This is a genomic window from Limnohabitans sp. (assembly GCF_046052825.1).
GTDB lineage: Bacteria > Pseudomonadota > Gammaproteobacteria > Burkholderiales > Burkholderiaceae_C > Limnohabitans.
Genome location: NZ_JAVLFP010000108.1, coordinates 1 through 18,141, shown reverse-complemented (window position 1 = coordinate 18,141; position 18,141 = coordinate 1). Strand labels below are relative to the sequence as shown.

Annotated in this window: 18 protein-coding genes and 1 pseudogene; 9 read left to right on the top strand and 10 right to left on the bottom strand. The window is 56.1% G+C overall.

The features are described from left to right. The 5 genes and pseudogenes from ACKWJN_RS17660 to ACKWJN_RS17640 form a co-directional block, all read right to left on the bottom strand. Nucleotides 1-1,514: pseudogene (locus tag ACKWJN_RS17660) on the bottom strand (hypothetical protein); the annotation flags it as partial. Between the two features lie 11 nt (nucleotides 1,515-1,525). Continuing rightward, entirely contained in the window at nucleotides 1,526-2,695 is a 1,170-nt protein-coding gene (locus ACKWJN_RS17655) for a hypothetical protein (RefSeq protein WP_408599094.1), read from the bottom strand. 138 nt (nucleotides 2,696-2,833) lie between these two features. Then, nucleotides 2,834-3,469: a hypothetical protein gene (locus ACKWJN_RS17650; protein ID WP_408599089.1), complete on the bottom strand. Its 636-nt coding sequence runs from the start codon at nucleotides 3,467-3,469 to the stop codon at nucleotides 2,834-2,836. 47 nt (nucleotides 3,470-3,516) lie between these two features. Beyond that, on the bottom strand, nucleotides 3,517-4,164 hold the full coding sequence (locus ACKWJN_RS17645; RefSeq protein ID WP_408599088.1) for a hypothetical protein: 648 nt from the start codon (nucleotides 4,162-4,164) through the stop codon (nucleotides 3,517-3,519). Then, nucleotides 4,161-4,874 carry a hypothetical protein gene (locus tag ACKWJN_RS17640; RefSeq protein WP_408599086.1) on the bottom strand — a complete coding sequence of 238 codons (714 nt, stop codon included), beginning with the start codon at nucleotides 4,872-4,874 and terminating at the stop codon, nucleotides 4,161-4,163. The genes ACKWJN_RS17645 and ACKWJN_RS17640 overlap by 4 nt, the downstream gene beginning before the upstream one ends. A 384-nt stretch (nucleotides 4,875-5,258) precedes the next feature. Here ACKWJN_RS17640 and ACKWJN_RS17635 point away from each other — a divergent pair, with 384 nt between their 5' ends. The 9 genes from ACKWJN_RS17635 (at nucleotide 5,259) to ACKWJN_RS17595 (ending at nucleotide 13,399) form a co-directional block, all read left to right on the top strand. Next, nucleotides 5,259-6,293 (top strand): ABC transporter substrate-binding protein, encoded by a 1,035-nt coding sequence (locus tag ACKWJN_RS17635; RefSeq protein ID WP_408599084.1) that lies wholly within the window; start codon nucleotides 5,259-5,261, stop codon nucleotides 6,291-6,293. Between the two features lie 14 nt (nucleotides 6,294-6,307). Next, nucleotides 6,308-7,132 (top strand): ABC transporter ATP-binding protein, encoded by an 825-nt coding sequence (locus ACKWJN_RS17630; protein WP_408599083.1) that lies wholly within the window; start codon nucleotides 6,308-6,310, stop codon nucleotides 7,130-7,132. A 5-nt stretch (nucleotides 7,133-7,137) separates the two neighbouring features. After that, nucleotides 7,138-7,905 carry an ABC transporter permease gene (locus ACKWJN_RS17625; protein ID WP_408599081.1) on the top strand — a complete coding sequence of 256 codons (768 nt, stop codon included), beginning with the start codon at nucleotides 7,138-7,140 and terminating at the stop codon, nucleotides 7,903-7,905. Nucleotides 7,906-8,103: 198 nt separating this feature from the next. Beyond that, a complete protein-coding gene (locus ACKWJN_RS17620) occupies nucleotides 8,104-8,679 on the top strand; it encodes a hypothetical protein (protein ID WP_408599079.1) in 576 nt (191 codons plus the stop codon). A gap of 8 nt (nucleotides 8,680-8,687) precedes the next feature. After that, complete coding sequence (locus ACKWJN_RS17615) at nucleotides 8,688-10,325, top strand: ion transporter (RefSeq protein ID WP_408599078.1); 1,638 nt, start codon at nucleotides 8,688-8,690, stop codon at nucleotides 10,323-10,325. 112 nt (nucleotides 10,326-10,437) lie between these two features. After that, the gene (locus tag ACKWJN_RS17610; RefSeq protein ID WP_408599076.1) at nucleotides 10,438-11,349 is read left to right on the top strand and encodes an ion transporter; all 912 of its coding nucleotides are present in this window, start codon (nucleotides 10,438-10,440) and stop codon (nucleotides 11,347-11,349) included. An 8-nt stretch (nucleotides 11,350-11,357) separates the two neighbouring features. After that, a complete protein-coding gene (locus ACKWJN_RS17605; protein ID WP_408599074.1) occupies nucleotides 11,358-12,311 on the top strand; it encodes an ion transporter in 954 nt (317 codons plus the stop codon). 18 nt (nucleotides 12,312-12,329) lie between these two features. Further along, nucleotides 12,330-12,539 carry a hypothetical protein gene (locus ACKWJN_RS17600; RefSeq protein ID WP_408599073.1) on the top strand — a complete coding sequence of 70 codons (210 nt, stop codon included), beginning with the start codon at nucleotides 12,330-12,332 and terminating at the stop codon, nucleotides 12,537-12,539. Nucleotides 12,540-12,568: 29 nt separating this feature from the next. Beyond that, nucleotides 12,569-13,399, top strand: a complete 831-nt coding sequence (locus ACKWJN_RS17595) for an urease accessory protein UreD (protein WP_408599092.1) — start codon at nucleotides 12,569-12,571, stop codon at nucleotides 13,397-13,399. 27 nt (nucleotides 13,400-13,426) lie between these two features. Here the strand turns inward: ACKWJN_RS17595 and urtE are convergent, their stop codons facing one another. The 5 genes from urtE to ACKWJN_RS17570 all read right to left on the bottom strand — a co-directional run. Continuing rightward, a complete protein-coding gene (urtE, locus tag ACKWJN_RS17590) occupies nucleotides 13,427-14,119 on the bottom strand; it encodes an urea ABC transporter ATP-binding subunit UrtE (RefSeq protein ID WP_408599090.1) in 693 nt (230 codons plus the stop codon). 52 nt (nucleotides 14,120-14,171) lie between these two features. Beyond that, on the bottom strand, nucleotides 14,172-15,044 hold the full coding sequence (gene urtD / locus ACKWJN_RS17585) for an urea ABC transporter ATP-binding protein UrtD (protein ID WP_108302413.1): 873 nt from the start codon (nucleotides 15,042-15,044) through the stop codon (nucleotides 14,172-14,174). Then, nucleotides 15,041-16,150: an urea ABC transporter permease subunit UrtC gene (urtC, locus tag ACKWJN_RS17580; protein ID WP_408599071.1), complete on the bottom strand. Its 1,110-nt coding sequence runs from the start codon at nucleotides 16,148-16,150 to the stop codon at nucleotides 15,041-15,043. The genes urtD and urtC overlap by 4 nt, the downstream gene beginning before the upstream one ends. A 19-nt stretch (nucleotides 16,151-16,169) precedes the next feature. Next, nucleotides 16,170-17,753, bottom strand: a complete 1,584-nt coding sequence (urtB, locus tag ACKWJN_RS17575; protein ID WP_408599070.1) for an urea ABC transporter permease subunit UrtB — start codon at nucleotides 17,751-17,753, stop codon at nucleotides 16,170-16,172. A gap of 58 nt (nucleotides 17,754-17,811) precedes the next feature. Then, nucleotides 17,812-18,141, bottom strand: a 330-nt coding sequence (locus ACKWJN_RS17570) for a transporter substrate-binding protein (protein WP_408599068.1), incomplete at its 5' end; no start/stop codon positions are given.

The following is an 18,141-nucleotide window of genomic DNA, read 5'->3' as shown; positions in this document are numbered from 1 at the left end:
TCACCGACTCTCGCTGCGCCGGGAAGGGCAACGGCGCATGTGAATTCAGTATTGAGGGCGATATCTTTGGCATTGACGAGGCCGTCTGCCAAGGGGTTGCTGCCCTCACTGTTGTAGGCCGCGGCGGCCGCTAGACTCAATGTCGATGGCGCTGACAGAGTGCGGCTCTCGGAAGTCGAGAGCTTGATGACGTTGGTAATTTCCAGGCCTGAGTTTTCAAACGTGGTCGCGCCTTGCTGGAGCTCGAGCGTCACGGCTTCTTGGAGCGCTGGGGTGTCGAGCTCTTCGTTATTGAGCAACGATAAGTAGGCCCCCAAGGTCTCGGACATACTGCCAGACACCTGATCGTTGCCAGAGAGCTTGGCCAGCACTTGTCCGTATTTCTCCGAGTCTGAAATACCGTCGTTTTGGTTGTAAGCGCTGTTAACGGTCCCCGCCTGAGAAATGACCGGGGTCACGCTGCCCGTGATGTCGGTGATACCGAAAAGATTGGCAACCTTGTCGTTGCTGGCCTTAGCAACGTCCAGCAGCGTCAAACCAGCGTCCAGCGTGATGCTTGACGCGTTTGTTTCCCCTTGCGCGAGACCGGCTTTTTGAACCGCCAACTCTGTCAAAGGCGTAATGCTGAAGCTTTTGTCGCTGCCGGTTGTGAAAACCACGAGCGCGCGCAAACTTTCGGTGAGGTTGCGTTGCTCCCCTGTTGCTTCGTCCACGTAATCGGGTTTATTGTCCACACTCTCTGCGACGAACAGAAACACTCCTTCGGCGGGGCTACCGCTGGTCCAGGTGAGCGTGGTAACCCCGTTTGAATTGGTGGGCCCGAATGCCAGGAGGTTGCCCTCTGCGTCATAGACGGTGACTAGCATCTTGTTGATCACTGGGCCCGCGACGATCAACAGGCTAACCACAGTGTTGCCCGTCTCAGTCGTATCGCCCGCCGCCGCGGGGTCGTTTTTCGAACCGGCCACAGCAGCCACAGCAGCCAGGCCAGCGGCAATCGAGCCCAGTGTGCCCAGGGAGAAAAATGGCTTGGGCTCTGGGGGAGGCTGTTGCGCTACCGCAGGCGCAGGCTCTGGGGGAGGCTGGTGCGCTACCGCAGGCGCAGACGCGGGTGCAGACGCGGGTGCAGACTCAAGCGCAGGCGCCTGAGCCTCGGTCGCCGGGGATAATGTGTCGCCCCAAGCGCTGGCATCTGATGGAGGCCCGCTGAGGACTTGGGATTGGCTGAGGAAATACTGTCCAGAGGCCTCGCCATCGATGAATACCAGCTTGTAGTTGGGCTCAGCAGCAGCGTTCAGTGCCCCGTCCTTGATGAGCAGTTTGGCCCCGTCCTTAAGGATCAAAAGAAAATCAGTGTCGATCACTTCGACCTTGACTACATCGCCCTTGGCAACATTGACCCGAACAGTTTTAGGACGCGCCATGTTGCTGCGCACTGGCTTAGCTACGTCTCCCGGGGGGGATATGGCATTGCTGTTCGGCAAGGGGGCTGATGTGATGATCTGTGTTGCCATGAGAAACCTCTTTACCGTGCGTCCCCGTCTGGCTTAACAGACAAGGTAAGTTTGAACTGCTGGTTGAAATTGGCACCCAGCCAGGACTCAATGCGTTGAATAGAGTCCCGCATAGCCTGCACGTCTTGCGCTTGTTTGCTGGCCTGGCGGCTGAACTCCAGCAGGGCTTGATCGGTATTGGAGCGTTGGAGGTAGGCCTGCACCTTGGTCCAGGCGTCTTGCCAGTAGCGCGTGCGAGGCAGGCTCAGGCGGTTTTCTTTTTCGGCCTCGATATTTGCGTACACAGCTTTCGACAGCTCCAGGCACGAGGCGGCCAGTGACTGCACCTCGCGGCGCAGCAGGGCAGACTCAGCGAGACTGGCGGTGTTGCTCAGGTGAGCCTCCTTGAGCAGCGCACGCCATTGATCGTTGCTGGTGCGGTAAGCGGCAAGGACCTCGTCGTCGTTGCCGGCGGTATGGTTTTCGAGCAGCGCGGGTATCCGTTTGCTTTCTTCTTCTCGCACAGCCTGGTTGATTTCCTCAATGAGGCGCTGCCCGATTTTGTTGGCACTCAGGGTGTTCAGTCCAAGGATGAGGGAGCCGAGCAGACCGTACAAGGAGGCAACAAAGGCTGTGCCCATGCTGCGCATGGGCTCTTGAAGGCGGCGCACCATGTCGCCGAAAACCTCGGTTGGGCTCATGTTGGCGTTGCCCGTGTTCATGAGCGCGGCGAACAGCTTGCCCAAGTCTTCGAGGGTGCCCAGCAGGCCGATGAATGTGCCCACGAGACCCAGGCCGACCAAGGCTCCTGCCAAATAGTTGGGCAGCAAGAGCCGATTTTCGAGGTAGGTGCCCACGGCACTGGTTTCTTTCTGCAGCGCGGTTTGCCGCTCAGCAGTACTGGGCTGGTGTTGCCCGCCGAGAATGTCGTAGATGGGCCGCATGCAAGAACGCGGGCCTTCAGCCAAGAGTAGCGCCTCGCGGCCTTCTTCAGCGGTTTGCTTCCAGCGCAGCAGTAAATTGCCTTCCCGGGTGTAACGCCACAAAGCCATGCAAGTCAGAATCAACCCGACAGAAAAGGCCAGCAGGATGGCGTAGACGAGCTCCGGGTGGGGCGTGGATGTGATGGAAGACGTCACAGCTGCCCTGAACTGTGTCAGCCCAGCCAGTATGACCACGGCGGCGGGCAACAAGATGACCAACCAATCGGCTATCACGGTTAAGCCTCGCGAGACATCAGCGGGCGATGGTTTTGGGGGGAATTGTTTTTTCATGGTCTTAAAAAAAAAGTAATGAAAATGGCTAGGGCAAGGGGTTGAGCTCGTGGCAGGGGTGCGGGTTTAAGGTGGTCGCCCCAGAACCCAGACGGTGTTCTCTACACCTGTGGGAGCTCCAAGGTCTGCGGGGAGCGCTTCAATTTGGATCTGCAATTTCTCGGGCGCTGTGCCCATGCGCAAATATTCGGCGCGTACCGAGCCCAAGCGTTTAAACGCTTCACGTAAAAGGCGCGGATTGTTTTTGTCGGTGAGGGCCACAAAGACCCAGCCGCGCGAGAGGGCTGAGGGGTCCAATGCAGGCAAGGCCCGCTCTGGCGGCCAGACGAAGTTCTGAGGCTCGAAATCCAGACGGGCGAGGAATTGGCCACCGGTGAGTTGCTCAACATGGGCCTGGACGGCGGCAGGTGTTCGCATTGTCGAGGTCATGCTCGTTTGCACAGATTCGCCCAAGGTAGTCTGAATCCGCAGCTCCTGAATGCGAGGTCCGACCTCGACAGACACTTGGGTTGGTTGTGGTGCGGTTTGGCGAATAGTGGTGCCTTTGGTCACCAAGACCATGCCGTTTTTTTGCGCGCTCAAGGCCTGAGCTTCCAGTTCGGCAAGTTTTTTCTGGACTGACATGACTTCCATATTTAGGCTGACCAAGCCAACGGCAAAGATGCCGACCAAGAAGAGTAAATTGAGCAGTACGGTGACCAAGGCGTCCACGAAGCCAGGCCAGTAGTTTGGGGGTTCGACCGGTGAGCTCATGAGTTGGGCCCAGCATTGACTGGAGGGACAAGTGCGGCGATGTAGATGACCACTTCCCCGGGTGCTGCGCCTGGGGGCAAAGTTCGCACGGGAAGTATTCGCAACTCAATGGACGACTCTGGCACACCCAAGCGAGCCATCAGACTGCGCACGGAGACCATGATCCCGAATGTGGTGCGTTTATTCATCTCGTCTGATTCAAGTGCGGCAGCCCAGATACGCCAGGGAACGCCCGCAGGCGCTTCCATTTTTGCAATGGCCTTGACGAGCATGTTCTCTTGCGAAGGCGGTATGGCCGCGAGTGTGTTACCGAAGACCAGGCGTAACTGATCCTGGGGCACAGGTGTCTGCGGCAAGTCCAGCTGAGGCAATGAGCCCGGTGTGGGGAGCCTAACGGCAGTCGGAGCGGGCACAAATGCACGTGTTTGCGCAACGGACTCCACAGCCACGTTTAATTCCGCCGAGGAGCTGTACTGCTTGAGTGCTTCGGCCACCAGTTTGTCGTTATAGGCTGCTGCGATCGTGCCCAGCTGAGTGATCAAAGACACAATGATTGACGCGAGTAACAGCAAGCTGAGTACCAAGCAACTGATGGCGGCGACATAGCCGGGCCAAACCGAAACCGAACCTTTGGCAATTTTCATAATAGGTAACCTAGGGATGTCGCCGTATGGGGCGTTTTGTTAAAGGACATGGTTTGAGGCTCCATCAAGGCGCCATCAAAGGCCTTGGAAATGGGTTTGAGAAAATACGCCAGGACTGGGCGAATCTTGGTGCGGATGTCCAGCGAGGCGGTCATGCTTGGCTTGAGAAAAACGCGGGCCTTTCCAGGCCGAACGGCCGATGCAAGAACACGACCCTGGACAAAGTAGAAGACGCTGGTCTGGCCATTGGGACCTTGCTCTTGCAAGGTATCGGAGCTGATGTGGGTCAGCTCGCCGTGCAGGATGCCGTAGGTCGAGTAATCAAAGGCGGCCAGCGTGAGCGCATCGTTGGCACGGGTGTCAATCAAGTAACTTGAGGGGATGGCGGCCCCTGCGGCTTCAACCGTTGAAGGAAGCGGTTCCTCTGGGTGGGCTGGATCGTTGCTGTTTGTGACGATGGGTATGTGTACGGGGAAGAAGTCTGTCAGCCCTAGAACCGCTGCGCCTTCTAGGTCGGCAAGCAGGTGACGTCCTTTTCGGTAGAACTTTTGTTCTTTGACCACGGCACCTGTCGAGGGATGAACCAACCTATCAACCCAATTAGGTTGCGTGGCGATGGACGTGGGGCGCGCGCCGGCAGCAGCCGTTTCAAGTTCTGCGACAACTTGACTTGGCGGGAGGTTGTCGCCAGCCACAACACCAGACTTCACAGGAGTTGATTGCAGTAAGAAGCGTGCCACATGTTTCCTTTTTGATTACATTTCTAAAGTTCCTGTGACAAATAATAATACTATTTTTGTTGTTTTTGTTATTTTTTAAGTACTTAAAGTTTAATTTTTTTGTAAATCCATGCGATGTGATGTCTTCAAAGGCAAACCTTCCACATCCGCACTCAATGACAAGGAGGCAAGCACTTGTTCAGTGCACAAAACCAAGGGTTGACCCGTAAGCAACGCGAGCTATGGCGAATAAAGCCCCAAATTCGCGCACAATTTGCCCCTGAATCGACTGTCTTGGGTTCTGCGATTGGCACCCTTATTGCAAGACCAAGACATACACCTTTGTTTATCTTTTTGCCCAGCAGGAGCACCCACATGATCAAACGCGCTTTTTTGAAAACCAGCCTGAGCCTGGCCTTGGCTGCCAGTTTCGGTATGGCGCAAGCCCAGACCACGCCCATCAAGTTCCAACTGGACTGGCGTTTTGAGGGCCCTGCTGCGCTGTTTTTGGTCCCTGTGGCCAAAGGCTATTTCAAAGACGCCAAGCTCGACGTGACAGTGGACGCTGGCAACGGCTCCGGGGGGGCTGTGACCCGCGTGGCGTCTGGCACCTACGACATGGGCTTTGCCGACTTGGCCGCCTTGATGGAGTTCAACGCCAACAACCCCGACGCGCCCAACAAGCCTGTGGCCGTCATGATGGTCTACAACAACACGCCCGCTTCGGTGATGGCACTGAAAAAATCTGGCATCAAAACCCCAGCGGATTTGAATGGCAAGAAATTAGGCGCCCCCGTGTTTGACGCTGGCCGTCGTGCGTTCCCCATCTTTGCAAAGGCCAACAACGTGGGCAATGTGGCGTGGACCGCCATGGACCCACCTTTGCGCGAAACCATGTTGGTTCGCGGTGACGTGGACGCCATCACAGGCTTTACCTTCACCTCACTGCTCAACATCGAAGCACGTGGCGTGAAAGCCGACGATGTGGTGGTGTTGCAATACCCAGACTACGGCGTCAAGTTGTATGGCAACGCCATCATCGTGAGCCCCAAGCTGATCAAAGAAAACCCAGCGGCGATCAAAGCATTCTTGAGCGCTTTCGCCAAAGGCATGAAAGACGTGATTGCGGACCCCAAGGCCGCCATCGAGACTGTCAAAGCGCGCGACGGCATCATCAACACCGAACTTGAAACACGCCGTTTGCAGCTCGCCATTGACACCGTCATCAACAGCCCAGACGCGCGCGCCGAAGGCTTTGGTCAAATCAAAGCGCCACGCTTGTCGTTGATGGCTTCGCAAGTGTCTGATGCCTTCAACACCAAAACCCGTGTCAACGCCGACATCATATGGAACGGCAGCTTCTTGCCCACCGCCAAAGAACTCGACGTGTTGCCCAAGCCCAAAAAATAAGCGGCACGGACACGATGACTTCAACTGCTGACAACTTCGTCGACTTTCAAAACGTCTGGCTGGCCTACAACGACGAGTTGCTGGCACAAAACCACTTTGCGGTGGAAGACATCAACCTGCAAGTCAAACAAGGCGAGTTCATTGCCATCGTGGGGCCCTCAGGCTGTGGCAAATCGACGTTCATGAAGCTCACCACGGGTTTGCGCAAGCCCAGCCGTGGCAGCATCCATGTGGACGGTCAACCGGTCACGGGACCACTCAAAATCAGCGGCATGGCGTTTCAAGCGTCATCCCTGCTGCCTTGGCGCACCACCTTAGACAATGTGTTGCTGCCGCTTGAGATTGTGGAGCCCTACCGATCCAACTTCAAAGCCAAAAAAGCAGAGTACGAAGCCCGCGCCATCAAGCTTTTGCAGACGGTGGGCTTGGGTGGTTATGAGCACCAGTATCCGTGGCAACTCTCTGGGGGCATGCAGCAACGCGCCAGCATTTGTCGGGCGTTGATCCATGAACCCAAGATGCTGTTGCTCGATGAGCCCTTTGGTGCACTTGACGCCTTCACCCGCGAAGAACTGTGGTGCATCTTGCGTGACTTATGGACCGAGCAAAAATTCAATGTGATCTTGGTCACCCACGATTTGCGCGAATCGGTGTTCTTGGCCGACACGGTGTATGTGATGAGCAAGAGCCCTGGCCGCTTTGTGGTCAAGCGCCACATCGACCTGCCGCGCCCCCGTGACTTGGAAGTCACTTACACACCAGCATTCACCGACATCGTGCACGAGCTACGCGGCCACATTGGCGCGATTCGCAAAACCGGCGCAGTCATCTCTCAATGAGCACCATGAATCAAAAACAAATCGAACGTTGGTCGCCTTGGGCGCTGCTCATCCTGACCTTGCTGTTGTGGCAAGGACTGTGCTCAGTGTTTGCGGTCTCTGAATTTGTCTTTCCAAGTCCACTGCGAATTTGGGAGCAAATGGTGGAGTTTCGCGACGTCATCGCCGCCCATGCTTGGCGCACCTACTGGGTCACCATGGCGGGCTTTGGCATGGCCATCGTGGTAGGCGTGTTGTTGGGCTTTGTGATCGGCAGCTCACGCATCGCCTATGCCGCGGTCTACCCCTTGATGACGGGTTTCAATGCGCTGCCCAAAGCGGCGTTTGTTCCAATTTTGGTGGTGTGGTTTGGCATTGGTGTCGGGCCCGCGATCTTGACGGCCTTTTTGATCAGCTTTTTCCCCATCATGGTCAACATCGCCACGGGCTTGGCCACCCTAGAGCCTGAGCTCGAAGACGTGTTGCGGGTGCTAGGTGCCAAGCGTTGGGACGTGCTGGTCAAAGTGGGTTTGCCACGCTCCATGCCCTACTTTTATGGCTCACTCAAAGTGGCCATCACCTTGGCCTTTGTGGGCACCACGGTGTCTGAGATGACGGCCGCCAACGAGGGCATTGGCTACTTGTTGATTTCCGCAGGGTCTGCCATGCAAATGGGCTTGGCCTTTGCAGGTTTGGTGGTGGTGGGCGCGATGGCGATGGTGATGTACGAGCTCTTTAGCTACGTTGAAAAGCACACCACAGGCTGGGCACACAGAGGCTCACAAAACCACTGAGAACTCACCACCCCCAAAAACCGCTGGCCACCCAGCGGTTTTTTTACTTCTTTACTATTCAATCGAAGCCGGCGCGTCTTTGAATATGCAGCGTCAATTCAATAAATTCGTTGTTTTTGCGAATATCATCAAAATCACTTTCGCACGGCGTCTTTGCAACTGAGACGTTCCGGTTTTTCAAATTCAACGGCGATCCCCATGTCATCCTCCACAGACCCAACGTCCGAGGCCAAACAACTCGGCCCCAATTCCAATGACAAACTGTTCATGGCCTTTTTGGTCTTGGTTGTGATAGCCGTCACGATGCTTGGCGTCGTGAACTACAAAGAAGCCCTGAAGACTGAAGCCTCCAAAAGCAACGGCGAAGCTTGGGTGGCCTGGTTGACCGAAGTCGGCACCAACCGCTTTGAGGCGGACACACATACACCCGCATGCAAAGGTGGCGTCAAGCCAGTGGCCAACGCCAAAACAGATGCCGAAGGCACGTGGGGCGCTTGCCTGAAGCACATCCTGAGTGCGACAGAGTTGAAAGACCAAATCAATCCATTCTTCGATGCAGCGCCTCATTTTGTGGCGGCCTGCGTTCCCTCTGACCGCACCTTGATGGGGGCCATTTTGTTGGAAGACTTGATGGCCACGCCACCCGGCTCGGCCACACCTTTTGTGGCCACTCAATTGGTTGAAACTGACGCCATCGACTACAAGATGCAACTGCGTTTGTCCGTGTGTGACAAAGGTGGCTATGCGATCAAAGTTGCTGAATTCGAATTTTGAGGTCTGACATGGAAACCAAACACAATGAATTTCTGAAAGACCTCGATGTCAGCGCCATTCTTGGACAAGACCAAGAGGCAGACATCTCCCGTGACTTGCCCATGCGCAAGTGGCTTTATTCGTGGCTGCTCGACCCCAACATTCCAGGCAACTTCCAAAAAGATTTAGACAAGTGGATCAGCTACCTGATCATTGGCAACTTGTTCAGTCTGATGTTCGAGCACGTGCCTGCTGTGTACGAACCCTACCGCGGCTGGTTTGAGTTTTTCGACATCTTCTCTGTGGCCGTGTTCACCATTGAATACGCCTTGCGCTTGTACTTGGCACCTGAAGACGAAGAGTTCAAAAACCGCAAAAGTGCGCGCTGGGGCTTTATCTCGAGTCCATTTGCGATCATCGACTTCTTGGCAGTGGCGCCCTTCTATTTGAAGGCCTTCATCCCGATCGATTTGCGTGTGCTGCGGTTCTTGCGACTGCTGCGAATTTTGAAATTGTTCCGCGTCTTGATTCCAGCCTATGCTGAATTCAAAGAGCTCAACAAAGAGCGCACCTTCCGCCAAAAGGTCCACGCCCTGGTCTTCCCCAGCGCCTATGGTGGCACCATGCAACACATCTTCGAGGTGTTCATTGCGGTGTGGGTGTTGCTGTCTGTGATGGCCGTCATTCTGGAATCAGTCAAGGGCATTCATTACATCTTGCACCTGCAATTCGTGATCTTGGACGCTGTGGCCGTGGCCATCTTCACCGTCGAGTACTGCATGCGCCTTTACTCCTGCGTCGAAGAACCTGGCTACAAAGGCGCATTCATGGGCCGCTTGAAGCAGGCCAAGTCGCCCTCGACCTTCATCGACTTTTTGGCGGTGCTGCCCTTCTTCTTGGAAGTCTTCTTGCACCACTTGATCGATTTGCGCTTCTTGCGGGTATTCCGCTTGGCTCGATTGCTCAAACTCACGCGTGGCAGCGATGCCACCGCAGTGTTGGTCAAAGTGGTGGTGCGCGAATGGCCCGTCATGGGCGCGGCCACCTTCATCATGATGCTGCTGTTGGTCTTGACGGCCAGCTTGGGCTACTTGTTTGAATACGACGCGCAGCCTGAGAAGTTCGAGAACATCCCAACCTCGATCTACTGGGCGGTGATCACCTTGGCCTCTGTGGGCTATGGCGATATTTCGCCGGTCACCCCGATGGGCCGCGCCATGACCAGTATCTTGGCACTGATGGGCATTGGCATTTTTGCCATTCCTGCTGCCTTGTTGGCATCGGCCTTCAGCGACGAATTGGTCAAAGAACGTGACCAGTTGAAAGCCAACTTGTTCGCCATCCTGAAAGATGGGCACATCAGTGATGAGGAAGCCGAAATCATTCGCTCAGAAGCCAAGCGCTTGCACCTGACCATCACAGAAGTGAATGCCTTGATTGAGGTGGTGATCAAAGAACATGAGCTGGAAGAGCGCAACCCTCTGCCGATTCACAAGATCGCCGAAAACCCAGCTTTGGCGGTCGAGCACTACAAGGTCTTGCTTGGACAAATACGTCAACTCGGCGTGCAAACCAACGAAACTCAATTTGAAGCTGCCGCACAAAAAAGTTCAGGATTGTCATCCAACGAACTGGCTTTGTGGCACAAAATTCAGGGCAAAGACTAACCCCAGGCCTTACTGAAACGCATCAGCGTTCTTCCAACCAGCGGTCACACAGGCGTGTGACCGTTTTGTTGTGACGTCACCTTTATTCACTTCATTTCGTTAGACCTTTGCAATGACAACAGGATTCAAGAACACCCTGATGGAAATATTGGACGGCTCGCCCAAACACGCCGCCAGCCGCTTTGTCGAGTGGGCCATCACCGTGGTGGTGTTGGTCAACTGCTCAGCCGTCATCTTGGACTCCGTGCCAGAAATTCACGCCGAGTTCAAAGAGTTCTTCCATGAACTGGAGTTCTGGAGCGTCATGTTTTTCACGGTCGAGTACATCGCACGCGTTTGGTCACTGGGTGCAAAGTACGACAGTGCGCACGGAGGCTCATGGAAGGGACGTTTCCAATACATGTTCAGCCCCTTTGGCTTGGTCGACTTCTTTGCCACCATGCCGCATTACCTGCACATGTTTTTCCCAGCACTGGATTTGCGCATCTTGCGCGTGCTGCGACTGCTGCGAATCTTGAAACTGTCCAAATACAACACCGCTTTGCAAGACCTGTTCCATGCGGTGTACTCAGAACGCCAAGCGTTTGGCTCGGCCGTGTTTTTGCTGACCATTGCCACCATCGTTTCTGCCTCGCTGATGCACTTTGCCGAAGGACATCATCAACCGGAGTTTTTTGGCACGATTCCCCATTCGATTTACTGGGCCATCGTCACCATCACTTCTGGCTATGGCAACGTTGAGCCCTCAACCAAGGCGGGAGAAGCCATTGCACTCATCACGGGCTTTCTTGGGGTGTGTATGGCGGCCATCATGACCGGTATCGTGGCCTCTGCTTTCTCCAACCAAGTGGCGCGCAAGAAAGCAGCCTTCGAAGCCCAACTGCGTGAAGTGTTCTCTGATGGCAATATGTCCGATGAAGAGCAAGCCACCTTGAAACGCCTGCAAGCGCACTATCGGCTCACCGATGAGCAAGTGGAAGCCATGGTGCTTCGCGCCAAAAACAAATCGTCCGCCACCGAATGAGCGCCACCATGAACACAGCAGCTCCAACCCTCTCGACTTACCAACGTATCAAACGTCGCACCTTCGAAATCATGGAGGGTGAAGTGCCTGACGCCTACAGCCACTTCGTAGAAATTTTCATTGCCTTGCTGGTGGTGGCCAACGTGATTGGCATCATCTTGGAATCGGTGCCTGAGATCCATGAAGCCTTCGAGTACGAATTCCATGCCTTTGACGTGTTCAGCGTGGCGGTGTTTTCGGTGGAGTTCGTGCTGCGGGTTTGGTCTTACAGTGAAAAATACATCCGCAGCGGCGGCACGGCCTGGCAGGGCCGCAAAGAATATGTATTTAGTTTTTACGGCATCATCGATTTCGTGAGTACGGTGCCTTTTTATTTGCAACTGCTCTTTCCTGGCGCCGACTTGCGCGTGTTGCGCATGTTCCGTTTGATGCGAATTTTCAAACTCTCGCGCTACAACAGTGCGTTTGAGGATATGGTGGCTGCCGTCAAGGCCGAGAAAGACTCTTTTTCATCGGCCGTGTTTTTGTTGTTCATCAGTTGTTTGCTGTTTTCATCCCTGATCTACATCATTGAAGGCCATGAGCAACCCGAGGTGTTCCCCTCCATTCCAGCGGCCATGCACTGGTTTGTCATCACCATCGTCTCGGGTTGGGGCAACGTGGACCCAGTGACCTTTTTGGGCTCGTTGTTGGTGATCCTGACGCAAATCTTGTCCATCGCCTTGGCCGCAATCTTGACGGGTGTGGTGGCCACCGCCTACACCGCGCAAGTTGAACGCCGCCAAGCCTTGTATGAGATGGAAGTTCGCTCTGCATTGGCCGATGGCGTGGTGACTGACGAAGAGCAAGCCAAACTCAAGATCATGCAAGCCAAGTTAGGCATGTCGGACGACCAAGTGCAATCCATCGTCAACCAGATGGAAGAAGAAAAGCACATTGCCGCTGCCAGCAAGCAACCCTAAACTCAAACGGAACTCGACATGGACAACGGCGCTTACCAAAAGTACAAGCAAGAAAATCCCGACGTCTACACGCCGTTGACCACCTACGACTACCTCGACCTGTTCGTCCATCAACTGACCCTGACAGAGTGGGTCTTGTGCGGCGTAGCAGTGGCTCTGGCTGTCTTTGCGCTTTACAAAATTTTCTTCCAACGCAAAGACAAAAAGCACGAAGACCCCCACGATTAAAGCCAATCGACGGGTATCCTGACCCCATGATCGGTTGGCACGCAAAACTCTCTCTGGCTTATGCCACCTCAGGACCTCGCACCGTGGTCCGCTTTCAGCACCAGGGCCCATTGCGGGTGTTGCAAAGTCTCTACCCTGAAGGTGAAGGCGTGTGCCACAACGTGCTGGTGCATCCCCCAGGCGGCTTGGTCGGTGGTGACACCTTGGACATCCAAGTGCAGCTCGATGACCACAGCCATGGGCTCATCACCACCCCCGGGGCCACGCGCTTTTACCGCAGCGAACAAGGCTTGGCCACACAAAAAGTCCACGCCCAGTTGGGCCCACACACGCGGCTCGAGTGGCTGCCACTGGAAACCATCGCCTACAACGGCTGCTTCGGCCTCAACCAAGCGACGTTTGATATGGCCCCCAGCGCCGAGCTGATGGCTTGGGACATCACCGCGCTGGGCTTGCCCAACGCCAACATGCCGTTCGAGCAGGGACAACTGCAACAGCACCTGGAAATCCAAGGCGTGTGGTTAGAGCGTGGGTTGATTGACGCGCAAGACCTGCGCTTGCTCAACGGCCCCTTGGGGCTGGCAGGCCAGCGCTGCATGGCCACCTTGGTGTTTGCCTGTGGGACCGATTTGAACCGTGAGCGCCGCGAATTGGCCCTGAGTATGGCGCGCGAAGCATTGGGAGACGCCGTGCCCGGTGTGCAAGCAGGTGTCACCTCACCGCACCCGCGCGTGGTGGTGTTGCGCACCCTCTCACCTTTGGTCGAACCGGCTCAGCAGTTGCTACGCGCTGTGTGGGCCGCTTGGCGCAAAAGCTTGTGGCAGATGGGTGACACACCGCCACGCATTTGGGCGATGTAACGCCTGATGTGACAGCGCACAGGTGGCTTAAATCGCCACCAACTGGCGCACCCCGTTGGCCTGCATGTCTCGTCCCGCGCCACGGGCAATCACCTCACCGCGCTCCATCACCAAGTAGTCATCGGCCAGTTCTTCGGCAAAGTCGTAGTACTGCTCGCACAGCAAGATGGCCATGTCCCCACGACTGGCCAACATGCGGATCACGCGGCCAATGTCTTTGATGATGCTGGGCTGGATGCCCTCCGTCGGTTCGTCCAACACCAACAGCTTGGGGCCAGAAGCCAGCGCTCGGGCAATCGCCAACTGTTGCTGCTGACCGCCCGACAAGTCGCCCCCCCGGCGGTGCAGCATTTGTTGGAGCACCGGAAACAGCTCAAACAACTCTGCTGGGATGTCGGTTCCTGAGGGCCGTGTGGCCAAGCCCATGCGCAGGTTGTCTTCGACCGTCAAGCGCGCAAAAATTTCGCGCCCTTGCGGCACATAGCCAATGCCCGCACGTGCGCGCTCGTACGGGGCCACACGTTCAATCGCTTGGCCATTGAACACCATGCTGCCATTGCGAATGGGCACAGCACCCATGAGCGACTTGAGCAGCGTGGTTTTACCCACCCCGTTGCGGCCCAGCAGCACGGTGATGCGGCCCAGGTTGGCTTCAAAACTCACATCACGCAAGATGTGTGAGCCGCCGTAGTACTGGTTGACGTTGGCCACTTGCAGCAGTGGCGGGTGTGTGTTGGTCATTGAATGCATCGTCCCTGTTCGTCGGCTTTGTTCAGCGGCCCAAATAAACCTCAATCACACGCTCATCGGCTTGTACCTGATCGAGCGTGCCCTGCGCCAGCACCGAGCCGTCGCACAACACCGTCACGATGTCAGAAATGGTGTTGATGAAACTCATGTCGTGCTCCACCACCATCAAAGAATGTTTGCCCTTGAGGGTCAAAAACAACTCTGCCGTTCGCTCGGTTTCAAAGTCGGTCATGCCCGCCACAGGTTCATCTAGCAGCAGCAACTTGGGGTCTTGCATGAGCAACATGCCAATCTCCAGCCATTGCTTTTGGCCGTGGCTCAAGTTGCCCGCTTGGCGCGTCACGCTGTCTTCCAAGTGGATGGTGTGCAGCACCTCGCTCAAACGGTCACGCTGCGTGCCATTGAGTTTGAAGAACATGGAGGCCGCCACACCTTTGTGCGTCTTCAAGGCCAGCTCCAAGTTTTCAAACACGCTCAGGTGTTCAAACACCGTGGGCTTTTGAAACTTGCGGCCAATGCCCAGCTGGGCAATTTCGGGTTCGTTGTGACGCAACAAGTCGATGGTGCTGCCAAAAAACACCTGCCCCGAGTCGGGCTTGGTTTTGCCTGTGATGATGTCCATCATCGTGGTCTTGCCCGCCCCGTTGGGGCCGATGATGCAGCGCAACTCGCCCGGTGCGATGTCCAGCGACAGATGGTTGATGGCCTTGAAGCCATCGAAACTCACGTTCACATCTTCCAAATACAGAATGCGGCCATGCGTCACATCCAATGAGCCGGGCTCATGCACGCGGCCATAGCCCGCGCTGCGATCCCCAGAGTTCACCTCCGGCGTCACACGCGCCTGGTGGGCAGCCAAGCGTTCAGAGCCTTGTTCAAACAGATCGGGAGTCATGCTTTGTCTCCTGCACGCTTGTTCAACCAGCCCATCACACCCTGCGGCAAATACAGCGTGACGCCAATGAACAACGCACCCAAAAAGTACAACCAAAACTCGGGGGCCGTCACCGTCAACCAGCTCTTGGCACCGTTGACCAAGAAGGCTCCTACGATGGGGCCAATGAGGGTGGCGCGTCCACCCACTGCGGCCCACACGGCCATCTCAATGGAGTTGGCAGGGCTCATCTCGCTCGGGTTGATGATGCCCACTTGTGGCACATACAAAGCGCCTGCGATGCCACACATCACGGCCGAGATGACCCAAATGGTCAGCTTGTAAGGCAAGGGCGAATAGCCCGAGAACATGACCCGACTCTCGGCATCGCGGATGGCTTGCAGCACACGGCCAAATTTGCTTTGCACCAACCAGCGGGCAAACAAGAAGCAAGACAGCAGCAAGACGGAGGTCAGCACAAACAAGGTCATGCGCATCGTGGGCGTGGCAATGGGCAAGTCCAGGATGCGTTTGAAATCCGTGAAGCCGTTGTTGCCACCGAATCCGGTTTCGTTGCGAAAGAACAGCAGCATCGCGGCAAACGTCAACGCCTGCGTGATGATGGAGAAATACACGCCTTTGATGCGCGAGCGAAAGGCAAAGTAACCAAACACCCAAGCCAGCACACCGGGCACAGCCACGATCAAAATCAAAGTGGCGATGAAGCTGTCGCTGAGGGTCCAGTGCCAAGGCAAGGTTTTCCAGTCCAGAAACACCATGAAGTCGGGCAAGTTGCTTTTGTAGTTGCCGTCGGTGCCAATTTGGCGCATCAGGTACATGCCCATCACATAGCCGCCCAAGGCAAAGAACAAGCCGTGCCCCAGCGACAAAATGCCGGTGTAACCCCAGATCAAATCCATCGCCAAGGCGCAGATGGCGTAGCACATGATCTTGCCCACCAAAGCCACCGCGTAATCGCTCATGTGGAACACGCTGTCAGCGGGCACCCACAGGTTGAGCAACGGCACCACGGCGCACAGCGTGACCACGGCAGCCAAAAAGAAGACCCACCCGGCACGCCCCAGCATGGCAGGGGCAGCAGGCAGCGAGACAGGTGTTGTGTTCATTGACGTGTTGTGGTTCATCTCAAGCCTCCGCACTGCGGCCCTTCATGGCAAACAAGCCTTGTGGACGTTTTTGGATGAACACGATGATGAACACCAGCACCGCAATCTTGGCCAGCACCGCACCCGCCAAGCCTTCCAGCAATTTGTTCATCAGCCCCAAGCCCATCGCGGCGTACACCGTACCCGCCAGTTGGCCTACCCCGCCGAGCACCACCACCATGAACGCATCCACGATGTAGCTTTGTCCCAGGTCTGGTCCCACGTTGCCAATTTGGCTCAAGGCACAGCCCGCCAAACCCGCAATGCCGCATCCCAGCGAAAACGCGTACGTGTCGATGCGCGCCGTGTTCACCCCCAACGCAGACGCCATGGGCCGGTTTTGCGTCACACCGCGCACGAACAGCCCCAATCGGGTTTGGCTGATCAGCAAGGTCATGCCCACCAGCACGCACAACGCGAAGGCAATGATGACCAAGCGGTTGTAAGGCAATGACAAATTGGCCAGCAGTTGCACCCCACCACTCATCCATGACGGGTTTTCCACGCCCACGTTTTGCGCCCCAAACACCGTGCGCACCCCTTGCATCAACACCAAGCTGATGCCCCAGGTGGCCAACAAAGTCTCCAACGGGCGACCGTACAAATGGCGCAACACGGCGCGCTCCAACAGCGCGCCCACCAAGGCGGCTGCCAAAAAAGAAGCCGGCACGGCCACCAACAAATACGCATCAAACGCACCCGGCAGGTACTGCCGAAACAGGCCTTGCACCACGTAAGTGGCATAAGCCCCAATCATCATCAGCTCACCGTGGGCCATGTTGATCACGCCCATCAAGCCATAGGTGATGGCCAGCCCAAGCGCCACCAACAACAAAATAGAACCCAGGCTGATGCCCGTGAACAAGGCCCCCAGCTTCTCGCCCCAATTCAACGCCGATTGGATGGTGCGCAAGGACGACTCCAATTGCGTACGCACTTGCTTGTCGTCTTCTTGGCTCAAGCGCTGGTTGAGCAGCAACTGGGTGTCTGGGGTTTGGCTCTCGGCCAAGGCCTTGGCCGATGCCAAGCGATCAGCCACCTTCTCGCTGTTGAGCAGCACAGCGGCACGGGCCAACAGCATCTGTGTTTTGACCTTGGCATCGGCTTCAGCGCCCAAAGCTTTTTCCAACATGGCCAGCTTGGTCGGGTCTGGCTCTTTGAGCAACGCATTCACCGCAACTAAACGCTTGGCCGCATCGGGGCTGAGCAATTGCAAGGCAGCCAATGCGGAATCTATCTCACCGCGCATGCGGTTGTTGTTGATCACATCTTGCGCGTCCCCATTCAACGCGGTAGAGGCCCCCGTTACCGGGTCAATGGCTTGGCCATCGCGCACCAACAGCACTTGGTTGCCTTGCAGTTTGACGGCGTCATCTGCCATGGCTTGCAAAAATGCCGCTGTTTTTTCATCAGGGGACGCCAGCACTTGTTGCAGCGCGGTGATGCGTGTGTCGGTGTCGCCCACCGTCAACGCCAGGGCTTGAGCGGGCATGAGCGCGTGGGCATGAAGGCTGAAAAGCAGCCCAACGACCCAACCCAAAGAGACCAATCGATTCATCGACATTCCAGTAAAAAGGGGGAGGGCAGCGCCCTCCCCCAAAGTTCAAACCCAGGAGAAACGCTTACTTCTTCACAGGCTCATCAGGCTTCTTGTCGTTGCCTTCGATGAACGGGCTCCATGGCTTGGCCTTGACCGGGCCAGGCGTCTTCCACACCACGTTGAACTGGCCCTCGGCCTTGATTTCGCCAATGAACACCGACTTGTGCAAGTGGTGGTTCTTTTCGTCCATCTTGGAAACGATGCCCGACGGTGCCTTGAAGGTCTGGCCGGCCATGGCGGCAATGACCTTGTCCACATCGGTGGACTTGGCCTTCTCAACGGCCTGCTTCCACATGTTGATGCCGATGTAGGTGGCTTCCATCGGATCGTTGGTCAGCGGCTTGTCCATGTG